22 protein-coding genes are annotated in these 25,230 nt (G+C 70.7%); 17 read left to right on the forward strand and 5 right to left on the reverse strand.

Annotation, left to right across the window (positions count from 1 at the left end; genetic code table 11):
• Window positions 1–20: 20 nt before the first annotated feature.
• From JDV09_RS06000 to JDV09_RS06010, 3 genes are all read left to right on the forward strand, one after another.
• Window positions 21–905, forward strand: coding sequence for a hypothetical protein (locus JDV09_RS06000; protein ID WP_221368180.1), 885 nt, complete (start codon window positions 21–23; stop codon window positions 903–905).
• Window position 906: 1 nt separating this feature from the next.
• Window positions 907–1,386, forward strand: a complete 480-nt coding sequence (locus tag JDV09_RS06005) for a polyadenylate-specific 3'-exoribonuclease AS (RefSeq protein ID WP_221368181.1) — start codon at window positions 907–909, stop codon at window positions 1,384–1,386.
• A 100-nt stretch (window positions 1,387–1,486) separates the two neighbouring features.
• Complete coding sequence (locus JDV09_RS06010) at window positions 1,487–2,887, forward strand: class II 3-deoxy-7-phosphoheptulonate synthase (RefSeq protein ID WP_221368182.1); 1,401 nt, start codon at window positions 1,487–1,489, stop codon at window positions 2,885–2,887.
• 21 nt (window positions 2,888–2,908) lie between these two features.
• Here JDV09_RS06010 and JDV09_RS06015 read toward each other — a convergent pair whose 3' ends face one another.
• Complete coding sequence (locus JDV09_RS06015; protein WP_221368183.1) at window positions 2,909–4,132, reverse strand: protein kinase domain-containing protein; 1,224 nt, start codon at window positions 4,130–4,132, stop codon at window positions 2,909–2,911.
• A 65-nt stretch (window positions 4,133–4,197) separates the two neighbouring features.
• Between JDV09_RS06015 and JDV09_RS06020 the strand changes: the two genes are divergently transcribed.
• Window positions 4,198–4,599, forward strand: coding sequence for an Rv2175c family DNA-binding protein (locus JDV09_RS06020; protein ID WP_221368184.1), 402 nt, complete (start codon window positions 4,198–4,200; stop codon window positions 4,597–4,599).
• On the opposite strand, the gene JDV09_RS06025 is transcribed toward JDV09_RS06020, so the two are convergent.
• The 4 genes from JDV09_RS06025 to JDV09_RS06040 form a co-directional block, all read right to left on the reverse strand.
• Window positions 4,520–6,124, reverse strand: a complete 1,605-nt coding sequence (locus tag JDV09_RS06025; protein ID WP_221368185.1) for an alpha-(1->6)-mannopyranosyltransferase A — start codon at window positions 6,122–6,124, stop codon at window positions 4,520–4,522. The two genes, JDV09_RS06020 and JDV09_RS06025, sit on opposite strands and share 80 nt — an antisense overlap.
• A 4-nt stretch (window positions 6,125–6,128) precedes the next feature.
• Window positions 6,129–7,208: a bifunctional (2E,6E)-farnesyl/geranyl diphosphate synthase gene (gene idsA2, locus JDV09_RS06030; RefSeq protein WP_221368242.1), complete on the reverse strand. Its 1,080-nt coding sequence runs from the start codon at window positions 7,206–7,208 to the stop codon at window positions 6,129–6,131.
• Window positions 7,209–7,318: 110 nt separating this feature from the next.
• The gene (locus JDV09_RS06035; protein WP_372452853.1) at window positions 7,319–7,939 is read right to left on the reverse strand and encodes an LppM family (lipo)protein; all 621 of its coding nucleotides are present in this window, start codon (window positions 7,937–7,939) and stop codon (window positions 7,319–7,321) included.
• Between the two features lie 109 nt (window positions 7,940–8,048).
• Window positions 8,049–8,666: a GNAT family N-acetyltransferase gene (locus JDV09_RS06040; RefSeq protein WP_221368186.1), complete on the reverse strand. Its 618-nt coding sequence runs from the start codon at window positions 8,664–8,666 to the stop codon at window positions 8,049–8,051.
• A gap of 208 nt (window positions 8,667–8,874) precedes the next feature.
• Between JDV09_RS06040 and JDV09_RS06045 the strand changes: the two genes are divergently transcribed.
• From JDV09_RS06045 to JDV09_RS06105, 13 genes are all read left to right on the forward strand, one after another.
• Complete coding sequence (locus JDV09_RS06045; RefSeq protein ID WP_221368187.1) at window positions 8,875–9,279, forward strand: SCO2097 family morphological protein; 405 nt, start codon at window positions 8,875–8,877, stop codon at window positions 9,277–9,279.
• Between the two features lie 303 nt (window positions 9,280–9,582).
• Window positions 9,583–10,017, forward strand: a complete 435-nt coding sequence (locus JDV09_RS06050; RefSeq protein ID WP_221368188.1) for a division/cell wall cluster transcriptional repressor MraZ — start codon at window positions 9,583–9,585, stop codon at window positions 10,015–10,017.
• Complete coding sequence (gene rsmH, locus JDV09_RS06055) at window positions 9,992–11,113, forward strand: 16S rRNA (cytosine(1402)-N(4))-methyltransferase RsmH (RefSeq protein ID WP_221368189.1); 1,122 nt, start codon at window positions 9,992–9,994, stop codon at window positions 11,111–11,113. Before JDV09_RS06050 ends, rsmH begins: the two co-directional genes overlap by 26 nt.
• A gap of 2 nt (window positions 11,114–11,115) precedes the next feature.
• On the forward strand, window positions 11,116–12,216 hold the full coding sequence (gene ftsL, locus JDV09_RS06060; protein ID WP_221368190.1) for a cell division protein FtsL: 1,101 nt from the start codon (window positions 11,116–11,118) through the stop codon (window positions 12,214–12,216).
• A complete protein-coding gene (locus tag JDV09_RS06065; protein ID WP_221368191.1) occupies window positions 12,213–14,138 on the forward strand; it encodes a peptidoglycan D,D-transpeptidase FtsI family protein in 1,926 nt (641 codons plus the stop codon). Before ftsL ends, JDV09_RS06065 begins: the two co-directional genes overlap by 4 nt.
• Window positions 14,139–14,205: 67 nt before the next feature.
• The gene (locus tag JDV09_RS06070) at window positions 14,206–15,756 is read left to right on the forward strand and encodes a UDP-N-acetylmuramoyl-L-alanyl-D-glutamate--2,6-diaminopimelate ligase (protein WP_221368192.1); all 1,551 of its coding nucleotides are present in this window, start codon (window positions 14,206–14,208) and stop codon (window positions 15,754–15,756) included.
• A complete protein-coding gene (locus JDV09_RS06075; protein ID WP_221368193.1) occupies window positions 15,753–17,267 on the forward strand; it encodes a UDP-N-acetylmuramoyl-tripeptide--D-alanyl-D-alanine ligase in 1,515 nt (504 codons plus the stop codon). The genes JDV09_RS06070 and JDV09_RS06075 overlap by 4 nt, the downstream gene beginning before the upstream one ends.
• On the forward strand, window positions 17,264–18,343 hold the full coding sequence (gene mraY, locus JDV09_RS06080) for a phospho-N-acetylmuramoyl-pentapeptide-transferase (protein WP_221368194.1): 1,080 nt from the start codon (window positions 17,264–17,266) through the stop codon (window positions 18,341–18,343). Before JDV09_RS06075 ends, mraY begins: the two co-directional genes overlap by 4 nt.
• 40 nt (window positions 18,344–18,383) lie before the next feature.
• On the forward strand, window positions 18,384–19,880 hold the full coding sequence (gene murD, locus JDV09_RS06085; protein WP_221368244.1) for a UDP-N-acetylmuramoyl-L-alanine--D-glutamate ligase: 1,497 nt from the start codon (window positions 18,384–18,386) through the stop codon (window positions 19,878–19,880).
• A 23-nt stretch (window positions 19,881–19,903) separates the two neighbouring features.
• Window positions 19,904–21,418 carry a putative lipid II flippase FtsW gene (ftsW, locus tag JDV09_RS06090; RefSeq protein WP_221368195.1) on the forward strand — a complete coding sequence of 505 codons (1,515 nt, stop codon included), beginning with the start codon at window positions 19,904–19,906 and terminating at the stop codon, window positions 21,416–21,418.
• On the forward strand, window positions 21,415–22,596 hold the full coding sequence (gene murG / locus JDV09_RS06095; protein ID WP_221368196.1) for an undecaprenyldiphospho-muramoylpentapeptide beta-N-acetylglucosaminyltransferase: 1,182 nt from the start codon (window positions 21,415–21,417) through the stop codon (window positions 22,594–22,596). The genes ftsW and murG overlap by 4 nt, the downstream gene beginning before the upstream one ends.
• Entirely contained in the window at window positions 22,593–24,071 is a 1,479-nt protein-coding gene (gene murC, locus JDV09_RS06100) for a UDP-N-acetylmuramate--L-alanine ligase (protein ID WP_221368197.1), read from the forward strand. Before murG ends, murC begins: the two co-directional genes overlap by 4 nt.
• A complete protein-coding gene (locus tag JDV09_RS06105; protein WP_221368198.1) occupies window positions 24,068–25,033 on the forward strand; it encodes a cell division protein FtsQ/DivIB in 966 nt (321 codons plus the stop codon). Before murC ends, JDV09_RS06105 begins: the two co-directional genes overlap by 4 nt.
• Window positions 25,034–25,230 lie beyond the last annotated feature (197 nt).

Consider the following 25,230-nt stretch of genomic DNA (forward strand, 5'->3'; position numbering starts at 1 on the left):
GGTCGGCGTAAGTTTTCTGGGTGCCCGCGTCCCTGGAGCTCGACTTCGGCTTCCCGCACTCCATCCCGTATTCGCGCCTGCCGCTCGTCTGCTGCCTGATCGCGTTCATCCTGACGTTCTTCGTGACCCGCACGATCGTGCGGTACATCCGCCGCAACGCGGGCAGCGACGCACCCCGCAGGTGGTGGCAACCGCGCAACATCTCGGCCGGCGGCGGGTTGCACATCCACCACGTGGTGATCGGTGTGATCTTGGTCATGGTCTCCGGGGTGACTATGGTGACGCTGGCGGTCGACGGGGGAGTACCCGAGTTCACGGCGGCGTCAATCTTTTTCGGAGTGGGTGCCGCGCTCGTGCTCGACGAGTTCGCGTTGATCCTGCATCTGTCCGACGTGTACTGGGAGGAGGACGGCCGGGCCTCGGTCGACGCGGTGTTCGTCGCGGTGGCCGTGGCCGGGTTGTTGATCATGGGTTTCAACCCGCTGTCGTTCTTCGACATCGACATCTGGCAGAGCGACCACTCGTTGGAGGCGCGTACGGCCGTGCTGCTGGGGGCGGCGGTGACGTTGCTGCTCGCGGTCGTGGTGCTGCTCAAGGGCAAGGTCTGGACCGGCCTGGTGGGGATGTTCATCACGCCGCTGTTGGTCGTCGGCGCGATCAGGCTGTCCCGGCCGCACGCACCGTGGGCGCGCTGGCGCTACACGTCCCGGCCGCGCAAGATGCATCGTGCGCTGGAGCGGGAACGGTGGCTGCGGCGCCCGGTGGTGCAGGCCAAGCTTTGGCTGCAGGATGCGATATCCGGTATGCCGAAGTTCCCCGACGACGCCACGGTCGACGAGCAGCTCGACCGCGAGATCCATGCCGCGCCGGCGCCCCGCGACCGGATCAAGCAGGAGATCGGCTGACGTGAAGTACTTCTACGACACCGAGTTCATCGACAACGGACGCAGCATCGAGCTGATCTCGATCGGCGTGGCCGCCGAGGACGGTCGTGAGTACTACGCCATCTCCACCGAATTCGATCCGGAACGGGCCGGGCGCTGGGTGCGCAAGCACGTGCTGCCCAAGCTGCCCTCGCCGGCCTCGCAGCTGTGGCGCTCCCGGCGGCAGATCCGTTCGGAGCTGGAGGACTTCTTCGGCATCGACGGCGACGAGCCGATCGAGTTGTGGGCGTGGGTGGGCGCCTATGACCACGTGGTGCTCTGTCAGCTGTGGGGCCCGATGACCGATCTGCCGCCGGCGATCCCGCGGTTCACCCGGGAGCTGCGACAGTTCTGGGAGGACCACGGCTGCCCGCGGATGCCCCCGCGGCCCCGGGACGCCCACGACGCCCTGGTCGACGCCAAGCACAACCTGGTCCGGTACCGGCTGATGACGGAGATGTGAGCCCGCCGCCGTACCCTCTTGGCGGCCCGCCGCCGTGCCCTCTTGGCGGCCCGCCGCCGTGCCGTGAAATGCGGTTTTGCGGCGCGGTTACCATATTTGGGTGAACTGGACCGTCGACGTACCCATCGACCAGCTGCCATCGTTGCCGCCGCTGCCCGAGGACCTGCGGCATCGTCTCGATGCCGCGCTGGCCAAGCCGGCGCTGCAGCAGCCGAGCTGGGACGCCGACCAGGCCCGGGCGATGCGCACGGTGCTCGAGAGCGTGCCGCCGGTCACCGTGCCCGCCGAGATCGAGCGACTGAAATCGCAGCTGGCCGATGTCGCCCGGGGCGAGGCCTTCCTGCTGCAGGGCGGTGACTGCGCGGAGACGTTCGTCGACAACACCGAACCGCACATCCGCGCCAATATCCGCACCCTGCTGCAGATGGCCGTGGTGCTGACTTACGGCGCGAGCATGCCGGTGGTGAAGGTCGCGCGCATCGCCGGTCAGTACGCCAAGCCGCGCTCGTCGGATGTGGACGCGTTGGGGCTGAAGTCCTACCGCGGCGACATGGTCAACGGGTTCGCGCCGGACGCCGCGGCGCGTCAGCACGACCCGTCGCGGCTGGTGCGCGCCTACGCCAACGCCAGCGCGGCGATGAACCTGGTCCGAGCGCTGACCGCGTCGGGCATGGCCTCGCTGCACCAGGTGCACGCCTGGAACCGGGAGTTCGTCCGCACCTCGCCGGCCGGTGCCCGGTACGAGGCGCTGGCGGGCGAGATCGACCGCGGGCTGCGCTTCATGAGCGCCTGCCGGGTGGACGACCGCAATCTGGACACCGCCGAGATCTATGCGAGCCACGAGGCGCTGGTGCTCGATTACGAGCGGGCGATGTTGCGCATGGACGTGGGTGATCCCACCACCGGTGAGACCACCCCCAAGCTCTACGACCTGTCTGCGCACTATGTGTGGATCGGCGAGCGCACCCGCCAGCTCGACGGTGCCCACGTCGCGTTCGCCGAGGTGATCGCGAACCCGATCGGTATCAAGATCGGGCCGACCACCTCGCCGGAGCTGGCCGTCGAATACGTCGAGCGCCTCGATCCGAACAACGAGCCCGGTCGGCTCACGCTGGTCAGCCGGATGGGCAACGCCAAGGTGCGCGATGTGCTGCCGCCGATCATCGAGAAGGTGCAGGCCTCCGGCCATCAGGTCATCTGGCAGTGCGACCCGATGCACGGCAACACCCACGAGTCGTCGACCGGGTACAAGACCCGCCACTTCGACCGCATCGTCGACGAGGTGCAGGGCTTCTTCGAGGTGCACCACTCGCTGGGAACCCACCCCGGCGGCATCCACGTCGAGATCACCGGCGAGAACGTCACCGAGTGTCTCGGTGGCGCGCAGGACATCTCGGACACCGACCTGGCCGGCCGCTACGAGACCGCGTGCGACCCTCGGCTGAACACCCAGCAGTCGCTGGAGCTGGCGTTCCTGGTCGCGGAGATGCTGCGCGACTGACCGTCGCAGGGGCGCTGCGGTTCAGAGCAGCGTGTCCAGGTTGGCGCCCAGCGTCCACGCCCCGGCGGCGGCCAGCCCGGCCAGGGTGATCACCGCGATCACCCAGAACAGCAGCACCCGCCGGGAACGTTGCCGCTCCCACTGGAACTCGGAAAGCTCGATGCCGGCGAAACACCCCTCCCGAGGCCGGTTCTCGTCATCATCGTCGGGCTGCTGGGGTTGCAGTTCGTCACGGCCGAACACCCGGGTCTGGCGGACCAGCGACGCCGCGGCGGCGTGCTTGTCGAGGTTTTCGGTGGGGCCGTGGCTTTCGCGCGCATCGGTGGGGATCTGCGCGGACTGGTGCAGCGCAGAGTTCCGCGGCGGGGGCACCCGGAAGTACGGTAGCCCGAGCTCGGCGGCGATGACGTCGAGCTGCTCGTCCATCTCCGCGGCGTCGGCGAAGCGGTGCGCCGGATCACGGGCGGTGGCACGGTGGACGAACTCGTCGAATTGCCTTGGCACACCGTGGATCGCCGTGCTGGGCGGGGGCACGTCGTTGTCCATCCGCTGGTAGGCCACGGCCAATGCGGTGTCCCCGGTGAACGGGGTGACGCCGGTCAGCAGCTCGAACACCAGCACCCCGACCGAGTACACGTCGCCGCGGGAGTCGGTCTCGCCGGTGGCGACCTGCTCCGGGGACAGGTACGCCGCGGTGCCCAGGATCACGCTGGTCGAGGTGATCTTGGCGTCGGCGAGCGCACGGACCAGCCCGAAGTCGGCAATCTTCACCTCGCCGTCGCCGCTGATCAGGATGTTCTCCGGCTTGACGTCGCGGTGCACCAGCCCGGCCCGGTGGGCCGCGGCCAGGCCGCCGAGCACCGGCCGCAGCACCGCGGCCACCGCGTGCGGCGGCATCGGGCCACGTTCGCGCAGCAACTCGCGCAGCGTGCCACCCTCGACGAGTTCCATCACCAGGAACGGGTGTCGGCCGTCAAGACCCTGGTCGTAGACCGCCACCAGGCCGGGGTCCTTCAGTCGCGCCACCGCGCGCGCCTCGCGCTGGAACCGGGCCAGGAAGTCGGTGTCACCCGCGTACCGGGAGTCCATGACCTTCAGCGCCACCGGTCGGTCCAGCCGCAGGTCCAGTCCCCGGTAGACCTCGGACATCCCGCCGGTGGCGATCAGTGTGTCCACCCGGTAGCGGCCGTCCAGCACCATGCCGGTCAGCGGCCCGGTCGCATGGTGGGTCGTCACCGGACACATGTTACGAGCCGTCCTGCCGGCGAAGCGCCCGTCCCCGCGGCCCCGGTGGACCTAGACTCGGTGCGGTGAGCAGCATTCCCACTGCCGACGACGTGCTGGATCCCGACGAGGCCGTATACGACCTACCCGCGGTCGCACGCCTGTTGGGAATCCCGGTGAGCAAGGTGCAGCAGCAGTTGCGGGAGGGGCATCTGGCCGCGGTGCGCCGCGCCGGATCGATCGTAGTGCCCCAGGTCTTCTTCGAGGGCGCCCACGTGGTCAAGAGCCTGCCGGGGCTGCTGGTCGTGTTGCACGACGGCGGCTACGGGGAGACCGAGATCATCCGGTGGCTCTTCACGCCCGATTCTTCGCTGACCATCCGTCGCGACGGGTCGACCGAGAGGCAGGCTAATGCCCGCCCGGTCGATGCGTTGCACTCGCATCAGGCCCGTGAGGTGGTTCGCCGGGCCCAGGCGATGGCGTACTGATCGGCGTCGCGGCCCGTTCGGGCGCCTTGTACAGCCAGTACCACGCACCCGCGGCGCAGGCCGATGCCAGCAGGACGTGCGGCCACGAGTACATGCCGTGCGCGCCGTCGGGTTTCCAGATCACCGTGATCCACGTCGACAGGCCGGCGATCAGCGCGATGGCGGGCCGGGACTGGGCCAGCGCGGCGACCACGGCCAGCGGCCAGGTGTAGTACCACGGCAGAGCGGCGGGCACGAACAACACCACGACGCCCATCAGCGCAGCGATGCCCACCAGTGCTTCGCGGTCGGTGTGGCGGAACCGCCACCACAGCAGTGGGGCGGAGATGGCGATCGCGGCGATGCCGAGGATCCGCATGGTCTCCAGCACGGCATAGAAGTTGACCGGGAAGAACAGCCCGCCGACCGCGTTGATCACATTGGCCGTGGCGGTGGGAATGGTCAGCCAGTTGATGATCTTCACCGAGCCGGCCAGCGCGGTCAGCCAGCCCAGCCCCACCCCGGCGAGCAGCGAGGTGGCGGCGAACACCACGACGAAGATCAGCAGCGAGGCCGCGGTCGCGGCCGCGAACGCCTTCACCGGTGGATAGCCGCGGCGCGCCCGCAGGCCCCGCATCCACACCCAGACCATGAACGGAAGGGCCAGCCCCGCTGTCGCTTTCACCGCAACGGCGACGGCGATCAGCGTCGTTCCCCACCCATTGCGGCCGCGGAACGACAGCGCGATGCCCGCCGTCATCAGGCCTACCATCAGCATCTCGTTGTGCACGCCGCCCATCAGGTGGATGATCACCAACGGGTTGAGCGCGCAGATCCACAGCGCGACGGCACCGTTGGCGCCGACATGGCGGGCGATCCGGGGCGCCGCCCAGATCAGCAGCGCCAATCCGGGCAGCATGCACAGCCGCAGCAGCATCGTTCCGGCCACGACGTCGTTGCCGACCAACATGGTGACGAACTTGGCCACCAGGATGAACACCGGTCCGTAGGGGGCCGTGGTGGTGGTCCAGATCGGGCTGACGTTGTCCAGCAGCGTGTTCGGGTTCTCGATGGGGCCGACGGCGTAAGGGTCGAACCCGTCCCGCAACAGGGCGCCCTGGGCCAGGTAGGAGTACGTGTCGCGACTGAACATCGGCACGCTGAGCAACAACGGGGCCAGCCAGAACCCGGTCGTCGCCACCATCGTGTACTCGGTCGCGGTGCGGTCGATGACGCGGCGGCCCAGCCAGAGCCAGGCCAACAACATCAGCGCCACCCCGCTCCACAGCAGCACCGAGGACAACACCAGACCGTGGCCGAACCGCAGCCAGGACAGGTGCATCGATTCCAGCACCGGGTCGTTGACCCGGGTGCTGCCCGCCCCGAGTCCACCGGCGGTGATCAGGGCGGCGCCGAAGGCTCCGACCAGCGCCGGCCGCCCCTGCGGTGACAGGATGAACTCCCTGAGTCGCTTCAGCTGCGGTACCAGTCGCTGCGAAAAACAGCCTGCTGGACCGGTTCTCGGACTCTGGGCCGGTGTAGTCATGCGCCTAGGCTGACCGGTTGGCGGCCAATCTGGCGAGGTCCGCGAGACCCGCCTTGGCCCTGATGTCGATCGGCGCCGAGTTGAGGATGTCCAGCGCCCGCCGGGTCAGCATGTCGATCCGGCTCTCGACGGCGGCCAGCGCGCCGACCGATTCGATCACCAGACAGACCTCCTTGACCTGTTCTTCGGTCAGCTCGGTGCCGATCGAGGTCCGGAGCAACTTGGCGCCCAGCGTGTCGTGCTGTTCGGCGAGTTCGACCGCCTCGGCCAGCAGCACGGTGCGCTTGCCGGAGCGCAGGTCGTCACCCGATGGTTTGCCGGTCACGGCGGGGTCGCCGAAGACCCCGAGCACGTCGTCGCGCAGCTGGAACGCCACCCCCAGGCTGGTGCCCAATTCGTGGAATGCCTCGAGGATCTCCGGGCAGTCCGCCGCCGCGGCGGCGCCGAGTTGCAGCGGCCGCGAGATCGTGTAGGACGCGGTCTTGTAGATGTTGACCGTCAACGCCGACGCGACCGTCTCGGCGCCGCTGGACTCGGCGACGATGTCCAGGTACTGACCGCCGAGCACCTCGGTGCGGATCGCACTCCACACCCGCTGCACCCGGCGGTGCGCATCGGCGTCGACCGCCGCGGTCGCGACGATGTCGTCGGCCCAGACCAGCGCGAGATCGCCGAGCAGGATCGCCGCCGAGAGCCCGAACTGTTCGGCGGATCCGTGCCAGTTGTTGGTGCGGTGGCGGTCGGCGAAGATCCGGTGCACCGTCGGCAGGCCGCGCCGGGTCGCCGAGGCGTCGATGACGTCGTCGTGTACGAGCGCGCAAGCGTGCAGCAACTCCAGTGCGGAGAACAGCCGGAGCACCTCGGGCCCGGGCTCGGTTCCCGCGACGGCGCGCCAGCCCCAGTAGGCGAAGGCCGGCCGGAGCCGTTTGCCGCCGCGCAGGACGAACTCCTCGACCCCCTCGGTCAGCACCGCGTAGTCCGCGCCGATGTATGCGGCGTCGCGGCGGCGCTCACGCAGGTAGTCCCGCAGCTGTTCGGTGACGGCCGTGGCCAGCTCGACGGCTGACGGTGCCGCTGCATCCAGGCTCAGCGGGCGCCCCTTTCTCGTCGTCAACTTGGCCCACCCGTTGTCATCAGCGTAGAGCCTGGGACCCGATATCGAGTAAGACAGTGCCTCTGGCGCCGCGTGGTCACCTACGACGGCTGCTCGGTCGGCTCGCCGGGGCGGGGTGACCGGTCGCGGCTGAGGTAGGCCAGCCCGCCGATGATGCCCGCGACGACGAATGAGGCCACCCCCAGCCAGATCGCCGCTCCGGTGAAGGAGCGGGCGCTGGGGTCGGTATAGCGGGCCTGGGCGTTCATCGTGCTCACCACGCCCGGACGCAGCTTCCACTCGACGACGTCGGAGGAGATCTGGTCACCGTTGGTGGAGGTCACCTCGCCGGGGAAGGAGACCGACAGCGACACGTCGGCGTCGGGGTCGCTGAGCGAGGTCAGATCGACCCGGCCTTCGAGGATGACCAGGTCACCGGCGCGCCGCAGCGAGATGTCGACACCGGCGGCATCCCTGTTCATGCCCGCCAGCTGCGGCAGTTCAGCGAACGTGAGGTCGGAGAACACCGCCTGCGAGCCCACATAGTCGTCGCGGCTGTACTCCGAGACCGCGACCTTCTGTGCGAACGGCAGGTTGTTCAGCAGTTGCGGACCCTTGTCGTTGTCGTCGCGGGGCTTGGCCGCGGCGACGATCTGTCCCGACACCCGATCGTCCGGCGATACGGTCAGCGAGGTCCTGATCCGCACGCAGCCGACCAGCATCGGCGCGGCCAGCAACAGCAGCACCGTCAGCGCGAACAGGCGTCTGCGGATGGGGTGACCGGTCGGCACCAGGTCATCGTGCCAGATGCAGTCCGGCGGTGCGGCGGCACTACAGGGGCAGCGACCGTCCCAGGATGGCGAACGCCCGGGGGTCGCCCGCGAAGTGGTAGCCGCGGATGACGTCGGTGAACCCGAGACGACGGTAGAGCCGCCAGGCCCGGTTGGCCTCACCGTTGATCTCGGGCGTGGACAGCAGCACATGGCTCTCGCGCCGGCCGTCGAGCAGTCGGCGGATCAGCGCCTCACCCAGGCCGCGACCCTGGGCGCGAGGGTGGATGTGCAGCTCGGTGAGTTCGAAGTAGCTGGTCATCAGCTCGGTGATGCGCGCGGAGTCGGTGCCGCTGCGGCGCAGCCCGGCGATCACCTGCTGTTGCCACCACTGGTCGGGAGCGCCACAGTAGCCATAGCCGACGCCGAGCAGGGGAGCGCTGGTCAGCGCGGTTTCCGGGAGGGTCGCGGTGCCGTCGGCACCGTCACCGGCGTCCGCAATGTCCTCAATGGCCGCAACGGCCTTCCAGCCCGCGCGCCGGGTGTGTTCGAGCCACATCGACGCCCGCTGATCCTCGGTGCCGCGCGGGTAGCGCATGGCGTCGACGTATACCGCCAGCGCATCGCCGAGTCGGCGCTGCATGTCGCTGGGCGACAGCTCGATGAGATGCGTCGCCACCTCTGTGGCACCTCCCGGCGGTGGATCGTGTGACGAGACCATTATCGGTGGGCGAGGCGGTGGTTCCCACCCGCGATGTGCGTCATAGAATCGGGCGGCGAAGTAGGTGGTACGGGTCAGATTCAGCTCGTATCATTATTGTTAAGTGTCCGTATACGCGGGCACATGTAACTTTGATTGACGCCCCCACGGCAAGAGGGAGGGACGAATGCCACTCTCCGATCATGAGCAGCGCATGCTCGACCAGATCGAGAGCGCGCTCTATGCCGAGGACCCCAAGTTCGCATCCAGCGTCCGTGGTGGCACCATGCGCGCGCCGTCCACCCGGCGCCGCCTGCAGGGTGGGGCGTTGTTCGTGGCCGGGCTCGCGATGCTGGTGTCCGGCGTGGCGTTCAAGGCCACCATGATCGGGAGCTTCCCGATCCTGTCGGTGATCGGTTTCATCGTGATGTTCGGCGGCGTCGTCTTCGCGATCACCGGTCCCCGGGTGACCGGCAATCGGGAGCGCACCGCCGGCGAGTCCGGTGGCACCCCGCGGCAGAAGCGCCCCAAGGGCGGTGGATCGTTCACCAGCCGGATGGAAGACCGCTTCCGCCGGCGCTTCGACGAATAGCAGTCAAGCCACTCCAGGGGCAGTCCGCCAGGGCTGCCCCTCTTTTTTGCCCCACCACGCCCCACCATGCCGCCACACTCGGCATTTCTGCGCTCTGACCTTGTCTGTTGGCCTGTTCCATCGCCCGACCGGTGGTGTGGGACGGAGCCCGCTCCCCCCGTACCCGTGCTCTGGGTGGGGGACTGTGCCAGAATCGCCAAAGTAATTGGAGCAAAGTGGGGAATTGTGGGGTAAAGTGGCGGACAGCGGAGCAACCGGGGTTCCGTACAGAGCGAGGCTTCAGTAGGTCTGCGAGGTGGCGAGATGTTCTTCGGCACCTACACGCCAAAGCTCGACGACAAGGGGCGACTGACGTTGCCCGCCAAGTTCCGCGACGCGCTGGCAGGAGGGTTGATGGTCACCAAGAGCCAAGATCACAGCCTTGCCGTCTACCCGCGCGCCGAGTTCGAGGAGATGATCGCCGAGATCTCCGGTCGGGCCAAACGCGGAAACCCGCAGGCCCGCGCGTACCTGCGCAATCTGGCGGCCAGCACCGACGAGCAGTACCCGGACGCCCAGGGCCGCATCACGCTGTCGGTCGAACACCGCCGCTACGCCAACCTCACCAAGGAATGCGTGGTGACCGGGTCGATCGAGTACCTGGAGATCTGGGACGCCCAGGCCTGGCAGAGCTACCAGGACCTTCACGAAGAGAACTTCTCCGCGGCCAGCGATGAAGCACTCGGCGACATCCTTTGATCTGGTCACCGGCCCGCAGGCCCGTGCAGTGTGGCCTCTGCCCGAACCGACCCTGACGTACTTCCCCGACGTCAGGTTCGCGATCTCGGACAGGGACCACATTGCAGGGGCCGTCCCGACCTCCCAGGGTGCTGCGATGGTGGATGACGAGCCCCATGTTCCGGTCCTGCTCGACAGGTGCGTCGACCTCCTCGCCCCTGCGCTGAGCCGTGTTGATCCCGACGGAACCGGGGCCACGTTGGTCGACGCCACGCTGGGCGCCGGTGGTCACGCCGAACGGTTTCTCACCCGGTTTCCCGGCCTGCGGCTGATCGGCCTCGATCGCGACCCCGATGCGCTGCAGATCGCCGGCGAGCGCCTGGCCCCGTTCGGTGACCGGGTGACGCTGGTGCGCACCCGCTACGACCGGATCGGTGATGCGATCCCCGCTACGGGCGTCGACGCGGTCCTGTTCGACCTGGGTGTGTCCTCGATGCAACTCGACCGTCGCGAACGCGGGTTCTCCTACTCGGCCGACGCTCCGCTGGACATGCGGATGGACCCGGATTCGGAGTTGACCGCCGCGGCGATCCTCAACGGCTACGACGAGAAAGAGCTGGCCCGGGTGCTGCGGGAATACGGTGAGGAGCGGTTCGCCGGACGCATCGCCGCCCACATCGTGCGTCGCCGCGCCAGCGTCCCGTTCACCACCACCTCAGAGCTCGTCGAGCTGCTGTACCAGGCGATCCCGGCGCCGGCCCGGCGCACCGGCGGACATCCCGCCAAGCGGACGTTCCAGGCGCTGCGGATCGCCGTCAACGCCGAGCTTGAGTCGCTGCGCCGGGCGATACCCGCAGCGCTGCAAGCACTTCGGCCCGACGGACGGATCGCGGTGATGTCCTATCAGTCACTGGAGGACCGGATCGTCAAGGCGGAGTTCGCCGCGGCGACGGCGTCGCGTACGCCGCCGGGTCTGCCGGTCGAATTGCCGGGCCACGGACCAGAATTCGTGGCGCTGACGCGTGGCGCCGAACGTGCGGACGCCGAGGAGATCGACCGTAATCCGAGAAGCGCGCCGGTGCGGCTGCGTGCGTTGGAGAAAGTTGGGGGAGCGTAGCGATGAAGGCGAAGCGGCGGTTTCGTGGCGGCACGGCGACCAAGAAATCCCAGCCCCGGCAGGGACGTAAGCCCGCCCGCGAGTCCACCCGGATGACGGCCGATCCGCAGGCCCGCGGTCGCAAGTCCACGCGCGACGCACGTCCGAACCGGTCGGCGCCGCGCACCACACCGATTCAGCGCCCCGCCGCCGCGCCGGCCAGGCCGAAGAACGCCAGTCAGGCGAAGGCCCGCGCCAAGGCCCGTAAGGCTAAGGCGCCCAAGGTCGTTCGTCCGCCCCTTCGGCAGCGGATCCTGGTCCGGCTGGCCGCCATCGACCTCAATCCGCGCACACTGGTCGCCCGGGTGCCGTTCGTGGTGCTGGTCATCGGATCCCTGGGCGTCGGTCTCGGCGTGACACTGTGGCTGTCCACCGATGCCGCCGAGCGGTCCTACCAGCTGGGAAACGCCCGTCAGCTCAATCAGGCTCTGCTGCAGCAGAAAGAAGCGCTGGAACGTGATGTGCTGGAGGCCCAGGCCGCCCCGGCGCTGGCCGAGGCGGCCCGCAACCTCGGGATGATTCCGTCCCGCGACACCGCGCACCTGGTCCAGGATCCGGCGGGCAACTGGGTTGTGGTCGGCACCCCGAAACCGGCCGAGGGCGTCCCGCCGCCGCCGCTGAACACCCCGCTGCCCGACCCCGTCCCGCCGGGTCCCCCCGCCCCGCGGGTGGTCGAACCGCTCGAGGTTCCCGTCCGGGTGCCGTCCGCGACATCCCCGCTGGCAGCCCCGGCGCCCGGTGTCCTCGCGACGCCGCCGGCGCCCGGTGTCCCCGCGGCAGCCCCGGTGCCCGGTGTCCCCGCGGCAACGGCCCCGGGCCTCGAGGTGCCACACTCGGTTGCCGGGCAGCTGCCCGTACCCGGCCCGGTTCCCGGCGCTCCCGCGCCGCTGCCGGTCGATGCGCCGCAGGTCGCGCCCCTCCCGCCCGCCGCGCTGCCGCCCGCCGCGCCGCCGGACGCCGGACCGGCGCACCTGGCGCCGGGGGCCGCGACCACGCCCGGTGAGCCGTTGAGCACCGACCAGCCGGCACCCGTTGCGGCGCCGGTCCCGGGCGCCCCGGCATGACCCGCGACTCCGGCCGGCGCGGCCGCACCGCGAAGGCGGCCGCACCGAACCAGGAACGGTCGGCCCGATCCCGGCGCACCCGGCAGGCGGCGCCGCAGAACGGCCTGCGCAGCGCGTCGTTCGTCTTCCGGCACCGCGCCGGCAACGCGGTGATCTTCCTGCTGCTGGTGATCGCCGCCGCGCAGCTGTTCACCCTGCAGGTCCCGCGCGCGGAGGGCCTGCGCGCCGAGGCGGCCGGCCAGCTCAAGGTCACCGACGTCGACCCCGCGCTGCGGGGGGCGATCATCGACCGCAATTTCGACAAGCTGGCCTTCACCATCGAGGCCCGGGCGCTGACCTTCCAGCCGGTCAAGGTGCGAGAGCAACTGCAGGAGGCCTACGAGAAGGCCACGGCCGAGGGTAGCGAGGCCACCAAGCCGGACGCGCGGCTGCGGGAGATCGCCGACGAGGTCTCCAAACGCCTGGGCGGCAAGCCCGACAGCGCGACGCTGCTCAAGAAGCTACGCAGCAACGAGACCTTCGTGTATCTGGCCCGCGCGATCGACCCCGCCCTCGCCGAAGCGATCACCACCGACTTCCCCGAGGTCGGTTCGGAGCGCCAGGACCTGCGCCAGTATCCCGGGGGCGCGTTGGCGGCCAACGTGGTGGGTGGCATCGACTGGGACGGCCACGGGCTGCTGGGGATGGAGGACTCCCTGGACTCGGTGCTGGCCGGGACCGACGGTTCGGTCACCTACGACCGCGGCTCCGACGGCGTGGTCATCCCGGGCAGCTACCGCAACCGCCACGACGCCGTGAACGGTTCGACGGTGATGCTGACCCTCGACGACGACATCCAGTTCTACGTCCAGCAGCAGGTGCAGCTGGCCAAGGACGCCTCCGGTGCCAAGAATGCCTCGGCGGTGGTGCTCGACGCCAAAACCGGCGAGGTGCTGGCGATGTCGAACGACAACACCTTCAACCCGGCTCAGGACATCAGCCGCCAGGAGGATCGCCAGCTGGGAAACCTGCCGGTGTCCTCCCCGTTCGAACCCGGATCGGTGAACAAGATCATCACCGCGGCGTCGGTCATCGAGTTCGGGTTGTCCAAGCCCGACGAGGTGCTGCAGGTACCCGGCTCGATCGACATGGGCGGGGTGAACGTGCGCGACGCGTGGAGCCACGGCGTCATGCCGTACACCACGACCGGGGTGTTCGGTAAGTCCTCGAACGTCGGCACCCTGATGCTGGCCCAGCGGGTCGGGCCGGAACGCTACGCGGACATGTTGGCCAAGTTCGGGCTCGGCCAGCGCACCGGAGTCGGGCTGCCGGGGGAGAGCGCCGGACTGGTTCCCCCGATCGACCAGTGGTCGGGCAGCACATTCTCCAACCTTCCCATCGGCCAAGGCCTTTCGATGACCCTCCTGCAGATGGCCGGCATCTACCAGACGATCGCCAACGACGGGGTGCGGATGCCGCCGCGCATCGTCAAGGCGACCATCGCACCCGACGGCACCCGGACCGAGGAGGCCCGCCCGGCGGGCGTGCGGGTGGTGTCGCCGCAGACCGCACGCACGGTGCGCAACATGTTCCGCGCGGTGGTACAGCGCGATCCGACCGGAGTCCAGCAGGGCACCGGCCCGCAGGCGGCCGTCGAGGGCTACCAGATCGCCGGCAAGACCGGCACCGCCCAGCAGATCAACCCGGGCTGCGGCTGCTACTACGACGACGTCTACTGGATCACCTTCGCCGGGATGGCACCGGCCGACGACCCGCGCTATGTCGTGGGCGTGATGCTCGACGCTCCGCACCGCGCCGCGGACGGATCGCCCGGGTCCTCGGCCGCACCGCTGTTCCACAACATCGCGTCGTGGCTGCTGCAGCGTGAGAACGTGCCGCTCTCGACCGATCCGGGTGCGCCGTTGACCCTGGTGGCCGACTGACCCGTCGCGCCGCCGGAGGCCGCTAATCCGGAAGCCGTGCAGCCCGGGCCGGTACTGTGTCAACGCCATGAACCTGCGCCCGAGCCATCCCGTCGGCCTACCTCTCGGGGCGGTGACCGACCTCGTCGCCCCGGTATCGGTGACGCCGTCGCCGGATCCCGAGGGGCCTGCCGTGCAGGTCACCGGCGTGACGTTGCGCGGCCAGAACGCCCAGGCCGGTGACCTGTTCGCGGCGTTGCCCGGCAGTCGCGCGCACGGGGGTCGCTACGCGCCCGACGCGGTGGCCGCCGGCGCGGTCGCGGTGCTGACCGACCGGTCCGGCCTCGCCGAGATCGATCACGCCTGTGCCGGCCGTCCGCTGGGCGTGCCCGTCCTGGTGCACGCCGATCCGCGGTCGATACTCGGGCGGGTGGCGGGCGCGGTGTACGGCAACCCGTCGCAGCACCTGCGCGTCATCGGGGTCACCGGGACGTCGGGGAAGACCACCACCACCTACCTGATCGAGGCGGGACTGCGGGCCGCCGACCGGATGGTCGGGCTGATCGGCACCGTCGGGGTGCGGATCGACGGCCGGGATCAGCCCGGCGGGCTGACCACCCCGGAGGCACCGGACCTGCAGGCGCTGCTGGCATTGATGCTCGAGCAGGGCGTCGACACCGTGGTGATGGAGGTGTCCAGCCACGCGCTGATCCTCGGCCGGGTCGACGGGGTGTCCTTCGCGGTCGGCGGTTTCACCAACCTGTCCCGCGATCACCTGGACTTCCACCCGTCGATGGAGGACTACTTCGAGGCCAAGGCGCGGTTGTTCGACCCCGGGTCGCCCACCCGCGCCGCCGAATCGGTGATCTGCATCGACGACCAGTGGGGGCGCGCGATGGCCGGGCGGGCCGACCGGGCGGTCACCGTCAGCGCCACCGGCCCCGCCGACTGGTCCGTGGAGGGCCTCACCGTCGCCGACGGCGGGCAGGAGTTCTACGCGGTGGACCCGGCCGGTGTCCATCACGGCCTGCAGATCGGGTTGCCCGGCCGCTACAACGTCGCCAACTGCCTGCTGGCGGTGGCCCTGCTCGACGCGGTCGGGGTGTCGCCGGACCAGGCCGCTCCGGGGCTGCACGACGCCACCGTGCCGGGCCGGCTGGAACCGGTCGACCGGGGGCAGCGCTTCCTGGCCCTGGTCGACTATGCGCACAAGCCCGGCGCGCTGTGGGCGGTGCTGCACACGCTGCGCCAGCAGGGCACGGGTCGGCTGGCGGTGGTGTTCGGCGCGGGCGGCAACCGTGACCGGGGCAAACGGCAGCCGATGGGGAAGGTGGCCGCCGAGCTGGCCGACCTCGTCGTGGTGACCGACGACAACCCCCGCGACGAGGATCCGGCGGCGATCCGCGCCGCGATCCTGGCCGGGGCCGGCGAGGCCGACGCCGAGGTGGTGGAGATCGGGGACCGCGCCCGGGCCATCGCGCACGCGGTGGCGTGGGCCCGCGACGGTGACATCGTGTTGATCGCCGGCAAGGGGCACGAGGCCGGGCAGACCAGCCGGGGACAGACCACGCCGTTCGACGACCGGGACGAGTTGGCCCGCGCGCTGGAGACGCTGGACACCGGGGGACCGCGCCGATGATCGCGCTGACGCTGTCGCAGATCGCCGACATCGTCGGTGGCCGGCTGGCCGACATATCCGCCGAGGACGCCGCCGCCACCCGGGTCACCGGCACCGTCGAGTTCGACTCGCGGGCGGTCGGGCCGGGTGGGTTGTTCCTGGCGCTGCCCGGTGCCCGCTCCGACGGCCACGACTTCGCCGCGGCGGCGGTCGCCGCGGGTGCGGTCGCCGTGCTGGCGGCGCGGCCGGTCGGCGTGCCCGCGATCGTCGTCGATCCCGCGCCCGGGCCGGCGGCGTCGGGCGCCGGCGTGCTCGAACACGACACCGACGGGTCGGGGGCCGCGGTGCTGGCGGCGCTGGCGCGGCTGGCCAAGGCGGTGGCCGCCGAACTCGTCGCCGGTGGACTGACCATCGTCGGGCTGACCGGATCCTCGGGCAAGACGTCCACCAAGGATCTGATCGCCGCGGTGCTGGCCCCGCTGGGCGAGGTGGTCGCCCCGCCCGGCTCGTTCAACAACGAGCTGGGACATCCGTGGACCGTGCTGCGGGCCGGCGAATCCACCGACTACCTGGTGCTGGAGATGTCGGCACGCCACCCGGGCAACATCGCCGCGCTGGCCGACATCGCGCCGCCGTCGGTTGCGGTCGTGCTCAACGTCGGCACCGCACACCTCGGTGAGTTCGGCTCCCGCGAGGCCATCGCGGCGACGAAGTCCGAGCTGCCGCAGGCCGTCCCGGCCTCCGGCGTGGTGATCCTCAACGTCGACGACCCGGTCGTGGCCGCGATGGCCGACGAGACCGCCGCGCGCGTCGTGCGCGTCGCGCGCTCGGCCGGGGTCACGCAGGCCGACGTGTGGGCCGAGGACGTGGTGCTCGACGGGCTGGCCCGGGCGGGCTTCACGCTGCACACCGGTGACTCGGCGGTGCCCGTCACGCTGGCGGTGCACGGCGACCACCAGGTGTCCAATGCGCTGTGCGCCGCGGCGGTCGCCCTCGAGTGCGGGGCCACCCCCGAACAGGTGGCCGCCGCACTCGCGGCAGCGGGGCCGGTGTCGCGGCAGCGGATGGCCGTCAGTGCCCGGGCCGACGGTGTCACGATCATCAACGACGCCTACAACGCCAATCCCGATTCGATGGGTGCAGGTCTCAAGGCGCTGGCATGGATGAGTCGGGCTGGCGCGTCCAAAGGCCGGAGCTGGGCGGTGCTGGGCGAGATGGCCGAACTCGGCGACGACGCGATATCCGAGCATGATCGCATCGGTCGGCTGGCGGTGCGATTAGATGTTTCTCGACTGGTCGTCGTCGGAACCGGGAGGTCTATGAGCGCCATGCTTCACGGGGCGGTCATGGAGGGATCCTGGGGATCCGAGGCCACCCCGGTCGCCGACGCCGACGCCGCGCTGGAGCTGCTGCGCGCCGAGCTCGCACCCGGCGACGTGGTTCTGGTCAAGGCCTCGAACTCCGCGGGGCTGGGCGCGCTGGCCGACGCGCTGGTCGACGACGTGCCCGCGGGCCCGGAGGGCGCTCGATGAGGCAGATTCTCATCGCCGTCGCGATCGCGTTGGCGGTGTCGATCCTGTTGACCCCGGTGCTGATCAGGCTGTTCACCCGGCAGGGGTTCGGTCACGAGATCCGCGAGGACGGTCCGCCGAGCCACAAGAAGAAGCGGGGCACCCCGTCGATGGGTGGCGTCGCGATCGTCACCGGCATCTGGGCCAGTTACTTCGGGACCCACCTGGTCGGGGTGGTGATCGACGGCAAGGGGCCGTCGGCGTCGGGACTGCTGGTGCTGGGACTGATCACCGTCCTCGGCGCGGTCGGGTTCACCGACGATCTGATCAAGATCCGGCGGGCGCGCAACCTGGGGCTGAACAAGACCGCCAAGACGGTCGGCATCCTGGTCGCGGCCGTGCTGTTCGGCGTGCTGGCGCTGCAGTTCCGCAACGGCGACGGGTTGACCCCGGGCAGCGCCGAGCTGTCCTACGTACGTGAGATCGCCACGGTGACGCTGGCACCCGCGGTGTTCGTGCTGTTCTGCGTGGTGATCATCAGCGCCTGGTCGAACGCGGTCAACTTCACCGACGGCCTCGACGGTCTGGCCGCGGGCGCGATGGCCATGGTGTGCGCCGCCTATGTGCTGATCACGTTCTGGCAGTTCCGCAACGCGTGTGCCACCAGCCCCGGAGTGGGCTGCTACAACGTTCGCGATCCTCTCGACCTGGCGATCATCGCCGCGGCCACCGCCGGCGCATGTATCGGCTTCCTGTGGTGGAACGCCGCGCCCGCCAAGATCTTCATGGGCGACACCGGTTCGCTGGCTCTCGGCGGGGTCATCGCCGGGCTGTCGGTCACCAGCCGCACAGAGATGCTCGCCGTGGTGCTCGGCGCGCTGTTCGTCGCGGAGGTGACCTCGGTGGTCGTGCAGATCCTGGCTTTCCGTACCACCGGGCGCCGGGTGTTCCGGATGGCGCCGTTCCACCACCACTTCGAGTTGGTCGGCTGGGCCGAGACGACCGTGATCATCCGGTTCTGGCTGCTCACGGCGATCGCCTGCGGCCTGGGCGTGGCGCTGTTCTACAGCGAGTGGCTGACGACCGTCGGTGCCTGACGACCTGGAGCCGATCAGGCCCGGCGCACGCGAGGAGCCGATGAGACCGGGCGCACGCGAGGAGCCGATCAGACCCGGCGCACGCGAGGAGCCGATCAGACCCGGCGCACGGGTACTGGTCACCGGCGCCGGCGTGACCGGCCGGGCGATCCTGGCGGCCCTGGCTCCGCTGGGGGTGTCGGCCACGCTGACCGACGACAGCCCGACCGCGCTGACCGAATACGCGCGCCGCGGGGTGGCCGTTCTCGACCCCGCCGATGCCCCGGCGCGGATCACCGACTTCGCGCTCGTGGTGACGAGCCCCGGTTTCCCCCCGACCAACGCGGTGCTGGCGGCGGCCGCGGCGGCGGGCGTGCCGGTGTGGGGTGACGTCGAGTTGGCGTGGCGGCTGGACCGGTCGGGCATCTTCGGCCCGCCCCGGCGGTGGCTGGTGGTGACCGGCACCAACGGCAAGACCACGACGACGTCGATGCTCTACGCGATGCTCGAGGCGGCGGGCCTGCGCGCGGTGCTGTGCGGCAACATCGGTGATCCGGTGCTCGACCTGCTCGACCGGCCCGCCGACGTGCTGGCCGTGGAACTGTCGAGCTTCCAGTTGCACTGGGCGCCGTCGCTGCGGCCGGAGGCGGGTGTGGTGCTCAACGTCGCCGAGGATCATCTCGATTGGCACGGCTCGATGGAGGCGTACGCGCAGGACAAGGCCCGGGTGCTGACGGGCCGGGTGGCCGTCGCGGGTCTGGATGACTCGATGGCGGCCCGGCTGTTGGCGCAGGCGCCGGCGCCGGTGACCGTCGGTTTCCGGCTGGGCGAGCCGGCCACCGGTGAGCTGGGTGTCCGGGCGGGAATGCTGGTCGACAACGCGTTCGGCCGGGATGTGGAGCTCGTCGCCGCCGCCGACATCCCGGTGGCCGGGCCGGTGGGTGTGCTCGACGCGCTGGCCGCGGCGGCGCTGGCCCGCGCGGTCGGCGTCCCCGCCGAAGCGATCCGTGCGGCCCTGTCCGGCTTCCGGGTGGGCAGGCACCGCGCCGAGGTGGTCGCGGTCGTCGACGATGTCACCTACGTGGACGACTCCAAGGCCACCAACCCGCATGCCGCGCAGGCCTCGATCGGTGCGCACCAGCGGGTGGTCTGGGTGGCCGGCGGGCTGCTGAAGGGCGCCTCGGTCGACGAACTGGTCGTGGCGGTGGCCGACCGGCTCGCCGCGGTGGTGCTGATCGGGCGCGACGCGTCGATCGTCGGCAACGCGTTATCGCGACACGCACCGGATGTCCCCGTTGTCGAGCTGGTGACGGGGGAGGATTCTGGGGTGCGTGAGCAAGATGAGTCAGGTGTTACTAGTGTGACTCGAGTGGTGGACGTCGGGGATCGCCCGGTTGCCGACGCCGTGATGACGGCCGTCGTCGCCACGGCGCGCGAGCTGGCCAGGGCCGGCGACACCGTACTGCTCGCCCCGGCCGGTGCCTCGTTCGACCAGTTCCAGGGCTACGGACACCGCGGCGACGCGTTCGCCGCGGCGGTGCGTGCCGCGACCCGGTAGCCGCGGACGCGAGGAGCATCCTGATGAACAGCAGCATCCTGACCCGGCTGCGCAACCGGCGGGCCAATCCGGCGGCCGCCGACCCGGCGCAACCGGCGGCCGCCACACACCAGGCCGCGCCGGGTCCCCGGACCCGGGTCGGGGCGTGGCTGAACCGGCCGATGACGTCGTTTCACCTCATCATCGCCGTCGCTGCGCTGCTGACCACGATGGGTCTGACCATGGTGCTCTCGGCATCGGGGGTCTACTCCTACGACCAGGACGGCTCACCCTGGGCGGTGTTCGGCAAGCAGGTGCTGTGGACGGCGATCGGGCTGGTGGCGTTCTACGTGGCGCTCCGGACGCCGGTGGCGGTGATGCGGCGGTTCGCCTTCGCCGGCTTCGCGTTGACGATCGTGCTGCTGGTGCTGGTGCTGATCCCGGGGATCGGCAAGGTGGCCAACGGTTCCCGCGGCTGGTTCGTGGTGGCGGGGTTCTCGATGCAGCCCTCCGAACTGGCCAAGATCGCGCTGGCGATCTGGGGTGCGCATCTGCTGGCGGCCCGACGCATGGAGCAGGCGTCGCTACGCGAGATGCTGGTCCCGCTGGTGCCCGCCGCGGTGATCGCGCTGGCACTCATCGTCGCCCAGCCCGACCTCGGTCAGACGCTGTCGATGGGTGTCATCCTGCTCGGCCTGCTGTGGTACGCCGGGCTGCCGCTGCGGGTGTTCGTCAGTTCGCTGGTGGCGATCCTGGTCTCGGGTGCGGTGCTCGCGGTGTCGGAGGGCTACCGGTCCGCGCGCGTGCAGTCCTGGCTGAACCCGGCCGCCGACTCGCAGGGGTCGGGCTACCAGGCGCGCCAGGCCCGGTTCGCGCTGGCCAACGGCGGGATCTTCGGCGACGGGCTGGGTCAGGGCACCGCGAAATGGAACTACCTGCCCAACGCTCACAACGACTTCATCTTCGCCATCATCGGTGAGGAACTCGGGTTCATCGGCGCCGCCGGCCTGCTGTGCCTGTTCGGGCTGTTCGGCTATACCGGCATGCGGATCGCGCGCCGGTCGGCCGACCCGTTCCTGCGGCTGCTCACCGCCACCGCCACGCTGTGGATCCTGTCCCAGGTCTTCATCAACGTCGGATACGTCGTCGGCCTGTTGCCGGTCACGGGGCTGCAGCTGCCGCTGATCTCGGCGGGTGGGACCTCGACGGCCACGACGCTGTTGATGATCGGCATCATGGCCAACGCCGCGCGCCACGAACCGGAGGCCGTCGCTGCGCTGCGCGCCGGGCGTGACGACCGGGTGAACCGGCTGCTGCGGCTGCCGCTGCCCGCGCCGTACGTGCCGACCCGCACCGAGGCGCTGCGCGACCGGCTCCGGTCGCGCCCGGCGCGGGGGGCCGCCGCGCCGGCAGCGAAGACGAAATCGCAGCTCGAGAAGCGCCCCCGTGCTGCGGCCAAGCAGCCGGTGCGAGCCGGTCGATCCTCGATCGGATATGGTGCTGGCCAGCGCAATCAGGGCCGACGGGCCCGCGCACTGGAAGGTCAGCGTTACGGGTGACGGGGATTTCGGTCCCGGCGGGGCAGGAGGTCTGGGGCCACGTGCGAAGCGCAGGGGACGACCGGGGGATATCGGTGGTTCTCGCCGGCGGTGGCACGGCGGGTCACGTCGAACCCGCGATGGCGGTCGCCGACGCGCTGACCTCGCTCGAACCCGACGTGCGGATCACCGCGCTGGGGACCGAGCGCGGACTGGAGACCCGGCTGGTCCCGGCCCGGGGATACCACCTCGAGCTGATCACCCCGGTGCCGCTGCCGCGTAAGCCCTCCGCCGATCTGGTCCGGCTGCCGGCCCGGGTGCGCCGCGCGGTCCGCCAGACCCGGGCGGTGCTCGACGAGGTGCAGGCCGACGTGGTCATCGGCTTCGGCGGCTACGTCGCGCTGCCGGCCTACCTCGCGGCGAACAGCGCCAGGAAGCGGCGCCGGGTGCCGGTGGTCGTGCACGAGGCCAACGCCAGCGCCGGCCTGGCCAACCGGGTGGGCGCGATCTCCGCCCGGCGGGTGCTGGCGGCGGTGCCCGATCAGGGGCTGCGGCACGTCGAAGTGGTCGGCATGCCGGTGCGGGAGACGATCACCACGCTGGATCGGTCGGCGCTGCGGGCCGAGGCGCGGAGCTACTTCGGGTTCGCCGACGACGCGCGGGTGCTGTTGGTGTTCGGTGGGTCTCAGGGCGCGCAGTCGCTGAACCGTGCGGTATCGGCGGCTGCGGAAAAGCTTGCCGGGGAAGGGATTGCGGTTCTGCACGCGCACGGCCCGAAGAACACGCTGCAATTGGCCGACCCCGCGCCCGGGGCCCCGCCCTATGTGGCCGTGCCCTATCTGGACCGGATGGACCTGGCGTACGCGGCCGCCGATCTGGCCATCTGCCGATCCGGAGCGATGACCGTGGCCGAGGTCACCGCGGTCGGTCTGCCCGCGGTCTACGTCCCGCTGCCCATCGGCAACGGCGAGCAGCGACTCAACGCCCTGCCGGTGGTCGAGGCCGGCGGCGGGATGATCGTCGACGATGCCGGCCTGACCCCGCAGTTCGTGGCCGACACGGTCGCCGGGCTGCTCAACGACACGACGCGGCTGGCGGCGATGACCTCGGCCGCCGCGCTCGCCGGGCACCGCGACGCGGCCCGCCGGGTCGCCGAGGTGGCCCTCGGCGTGGCACGGGACCGGAGATCCGGGCGGTGAGCGGAACGGATCTGCCCGAGGAACTCCGGCGGGTACACATGGTGGGCATCGGGGGCGCCGGCATGAGCGGCATCGCGCGCATCCTGCTGGATCGCGGCGGGATGGTGTCCGGCTCGGACGCCAAGGAGTCGCGTGGGGTCATCGCGCTGCGCGCCCGCGGTGCCACGATCCGGATCGGCCACGACGCGTCGTCGCTGGACATGCTTCCCGGCGGACCCACGGTGGTGGTGACCACCCACGCCGCCATCCCGAAGACCAACCCCGAACTGGTCGAGGCGCGCAGGCGGGGCATCCCGGTGATCCTGCGTCCCGCGGTGCTGGCCAGGTTGATGGACGGTCACACCACGCTGATGGTGACCGGCACCCACGGCAAGACCACCACCACGTCGATGCTGATCGTGGCCCTGCAGCACGGCGGGTTCGACCCGTCCTTCGCGGTCGGCGGCGACCTCGGGGAGGCCGGCACCAACGCGCATCGGGGCAGTGGCGCCTGCTTCGTCGCCGAGGCTGATGAGAGCGACGGATCGTTGTTGGAGTACCGCCCCGACGTGGTGGTGGTCACCAACATCGAGGTCGATCACCTGGACTTCTTCGGCAGCACCGAGGCCTACAGCGCGGTCTTCGACCGCTTCGTCGAGTGTCTGCGGCCCGGCGGTGCCCTGGTGGTGTGCGCCGATGATCCGGGGGCCCGCGCGCTGGCCGATCGGGTGGCGGCGCTGGACACCGCGCCCGGGGTCCGGGTGCTGCGCTACGGCACCGCGGGCAGCCACCCGGCACTGGACGCCACGCTCGAGGATTGGACCCAGCAGAGCACCGGGGCGGTGGCCCACATCAGCCTGCGCGGCGAGGCCCGCCGCCGGGTGATGCGGCTGTCGGTGCCGGGCCGCCACATGGCCCTCAACGCGCTCGGTGCGCTGCTGGCCGCGCTGGAGGCGGGTGCGCAGCCCGACGTCGTGCTGGACGGGCTGGCCGGCTTCGAGGGGGTGCGCAGACGCTTCGAACTGGTCGGCACGGCCAACGGGGTACGGGTGTTCGACGACTACGCCCACCACCCGACCGAGGTGCACGCGACGCTCACCGCGTTGCGGGAGCTGAACCAGCAGGGCGGAACCGGCCGGTCGATCGTCGTGTTCCAGCCGCACCTGTACTCCCGCACAGAGGCTTTCGCCGCCGAATTCGGCCGGGCGCTGGACGTCGCGGACGAGGTCTTCGTGCTCGACGTGTACGCCGCGCGCGAACAGCCGCTGGCCGGGGTGAGTGGCGCCACGATCGCCGAGCGGGTCAGCACACCGGTCACCTACATCGCGGACTTCTCCGCGGTGCCCGCCCTGGTCGCCGCGGCCGCCGAACCGGGTGACGTGCTGGTCACGATGGGCGCCGGTGACGTCACCCTGCTCGGCAACGAGATCCTGGCCGAGATACGGGCCAGGGCCAATCGCCGCGCTCCCGGCGGGCCGGGCGGGGTGTCGAGATGAGCGAACCCCGCGACGACGAACCGGCGGCCGGCGTGGCCGACGCCGCGGGGACCGAGGCCACCGGTGCGGACGCCGCGAACGAGCCGGCCGTCGACACCGCCGGTAAGCCGACTGCCGAGGCCGCGAACCCGCAGGCCGCCGAGGACTTCGAGGGTCCGCGCCGACGCGCCCGCCGGGAACGTGAGGCCCGCCGGGAGGCGCAGGCCCGGGCCACCGCGATCGAGGAGGCCCGCCGGGAGGCCAAACGCAAGGCGCTGGGCCGCTCGGCGCCCGAGACCGCGAAGCTGGGCCGTGGCGCGGTCCGCGGGCTGAAGCTGGTGATGTGGGCCGCCGCGATCGCGGTGCTGGTCGTCGGGCTCGGGCTGCTGCTCTACTTCACCCCGATCATGTCGGCGCGCAGCATCGCGGTGACCGGCCTCGGCGTGGTCACCCAGGACGAGGTGACCGCGGCCGCGGCGGTGCAACCCGGTACCCCGCTGTTGCAGATCGACACCGACGCCGTGGCGGGGCGGGTCGCCGAGATCCGCCGGGTGGCCTCGGCGCGGGTGCAGCGCGAATACCCGTCCACGTTGCGGGTCACGATCGTCGAGCGGGTGCCGGTGGTGGTCAAGGACTATCCGGACGGTGTGCACCTGTTCGACAAGGACGGTGTGGACTTCGCGACGGCGCCGCCGCCCCCCGGCGTGCCCTACCTGGACACCGAGCAGCCCGGTCCGACGGATCCGGCGACGAAGGCGGCCCTGCAGGTGATGACCTCGTTGCGCCCCGAGGTGGCGGCTCAGGTGGGCCGGGTGTCGGCCCCGTCGGTGGCCGCGATCACGCTGACCCTGATCGACGGCCGCACCGTGGTGTGGGGCACGACCGACCGGACCGAGGAGAAGGCACTCAAGCTGGGCGCGCTGCTGACCCAGCCGGGGCAGACCTACGACGTGTCGAGCCCGGATCTGCCGACGGTGAAATAGACGCCGGCCGGCCGGCCGGCGTCGGCGCAGGACCGATTCGGAAATTGTCGCGGTGTTTCTCGGCGCGCCTGCGCGGATCGCGGGCATCCCCGCCATACGTTCTTGTTCACGCGGAGCAACCTGACATAACTCTAAGCCTATGGTAGAGGTTGAGGGTTTCGAGCAGGGGGTTCCGGCGCACGACAGGCAACCACGCA

Origin of the sequence: Mycolicibacterium xanthum, assembly GCF_019710635.1 — a bacterium.
Classification (GTDB): domain Bacteria; phylum Actinomycetota; class Actinomycetes; order Mycobacteriales; family Mycobacteriaceae; genus Mycobacterium; species Mycobacterium xanthum.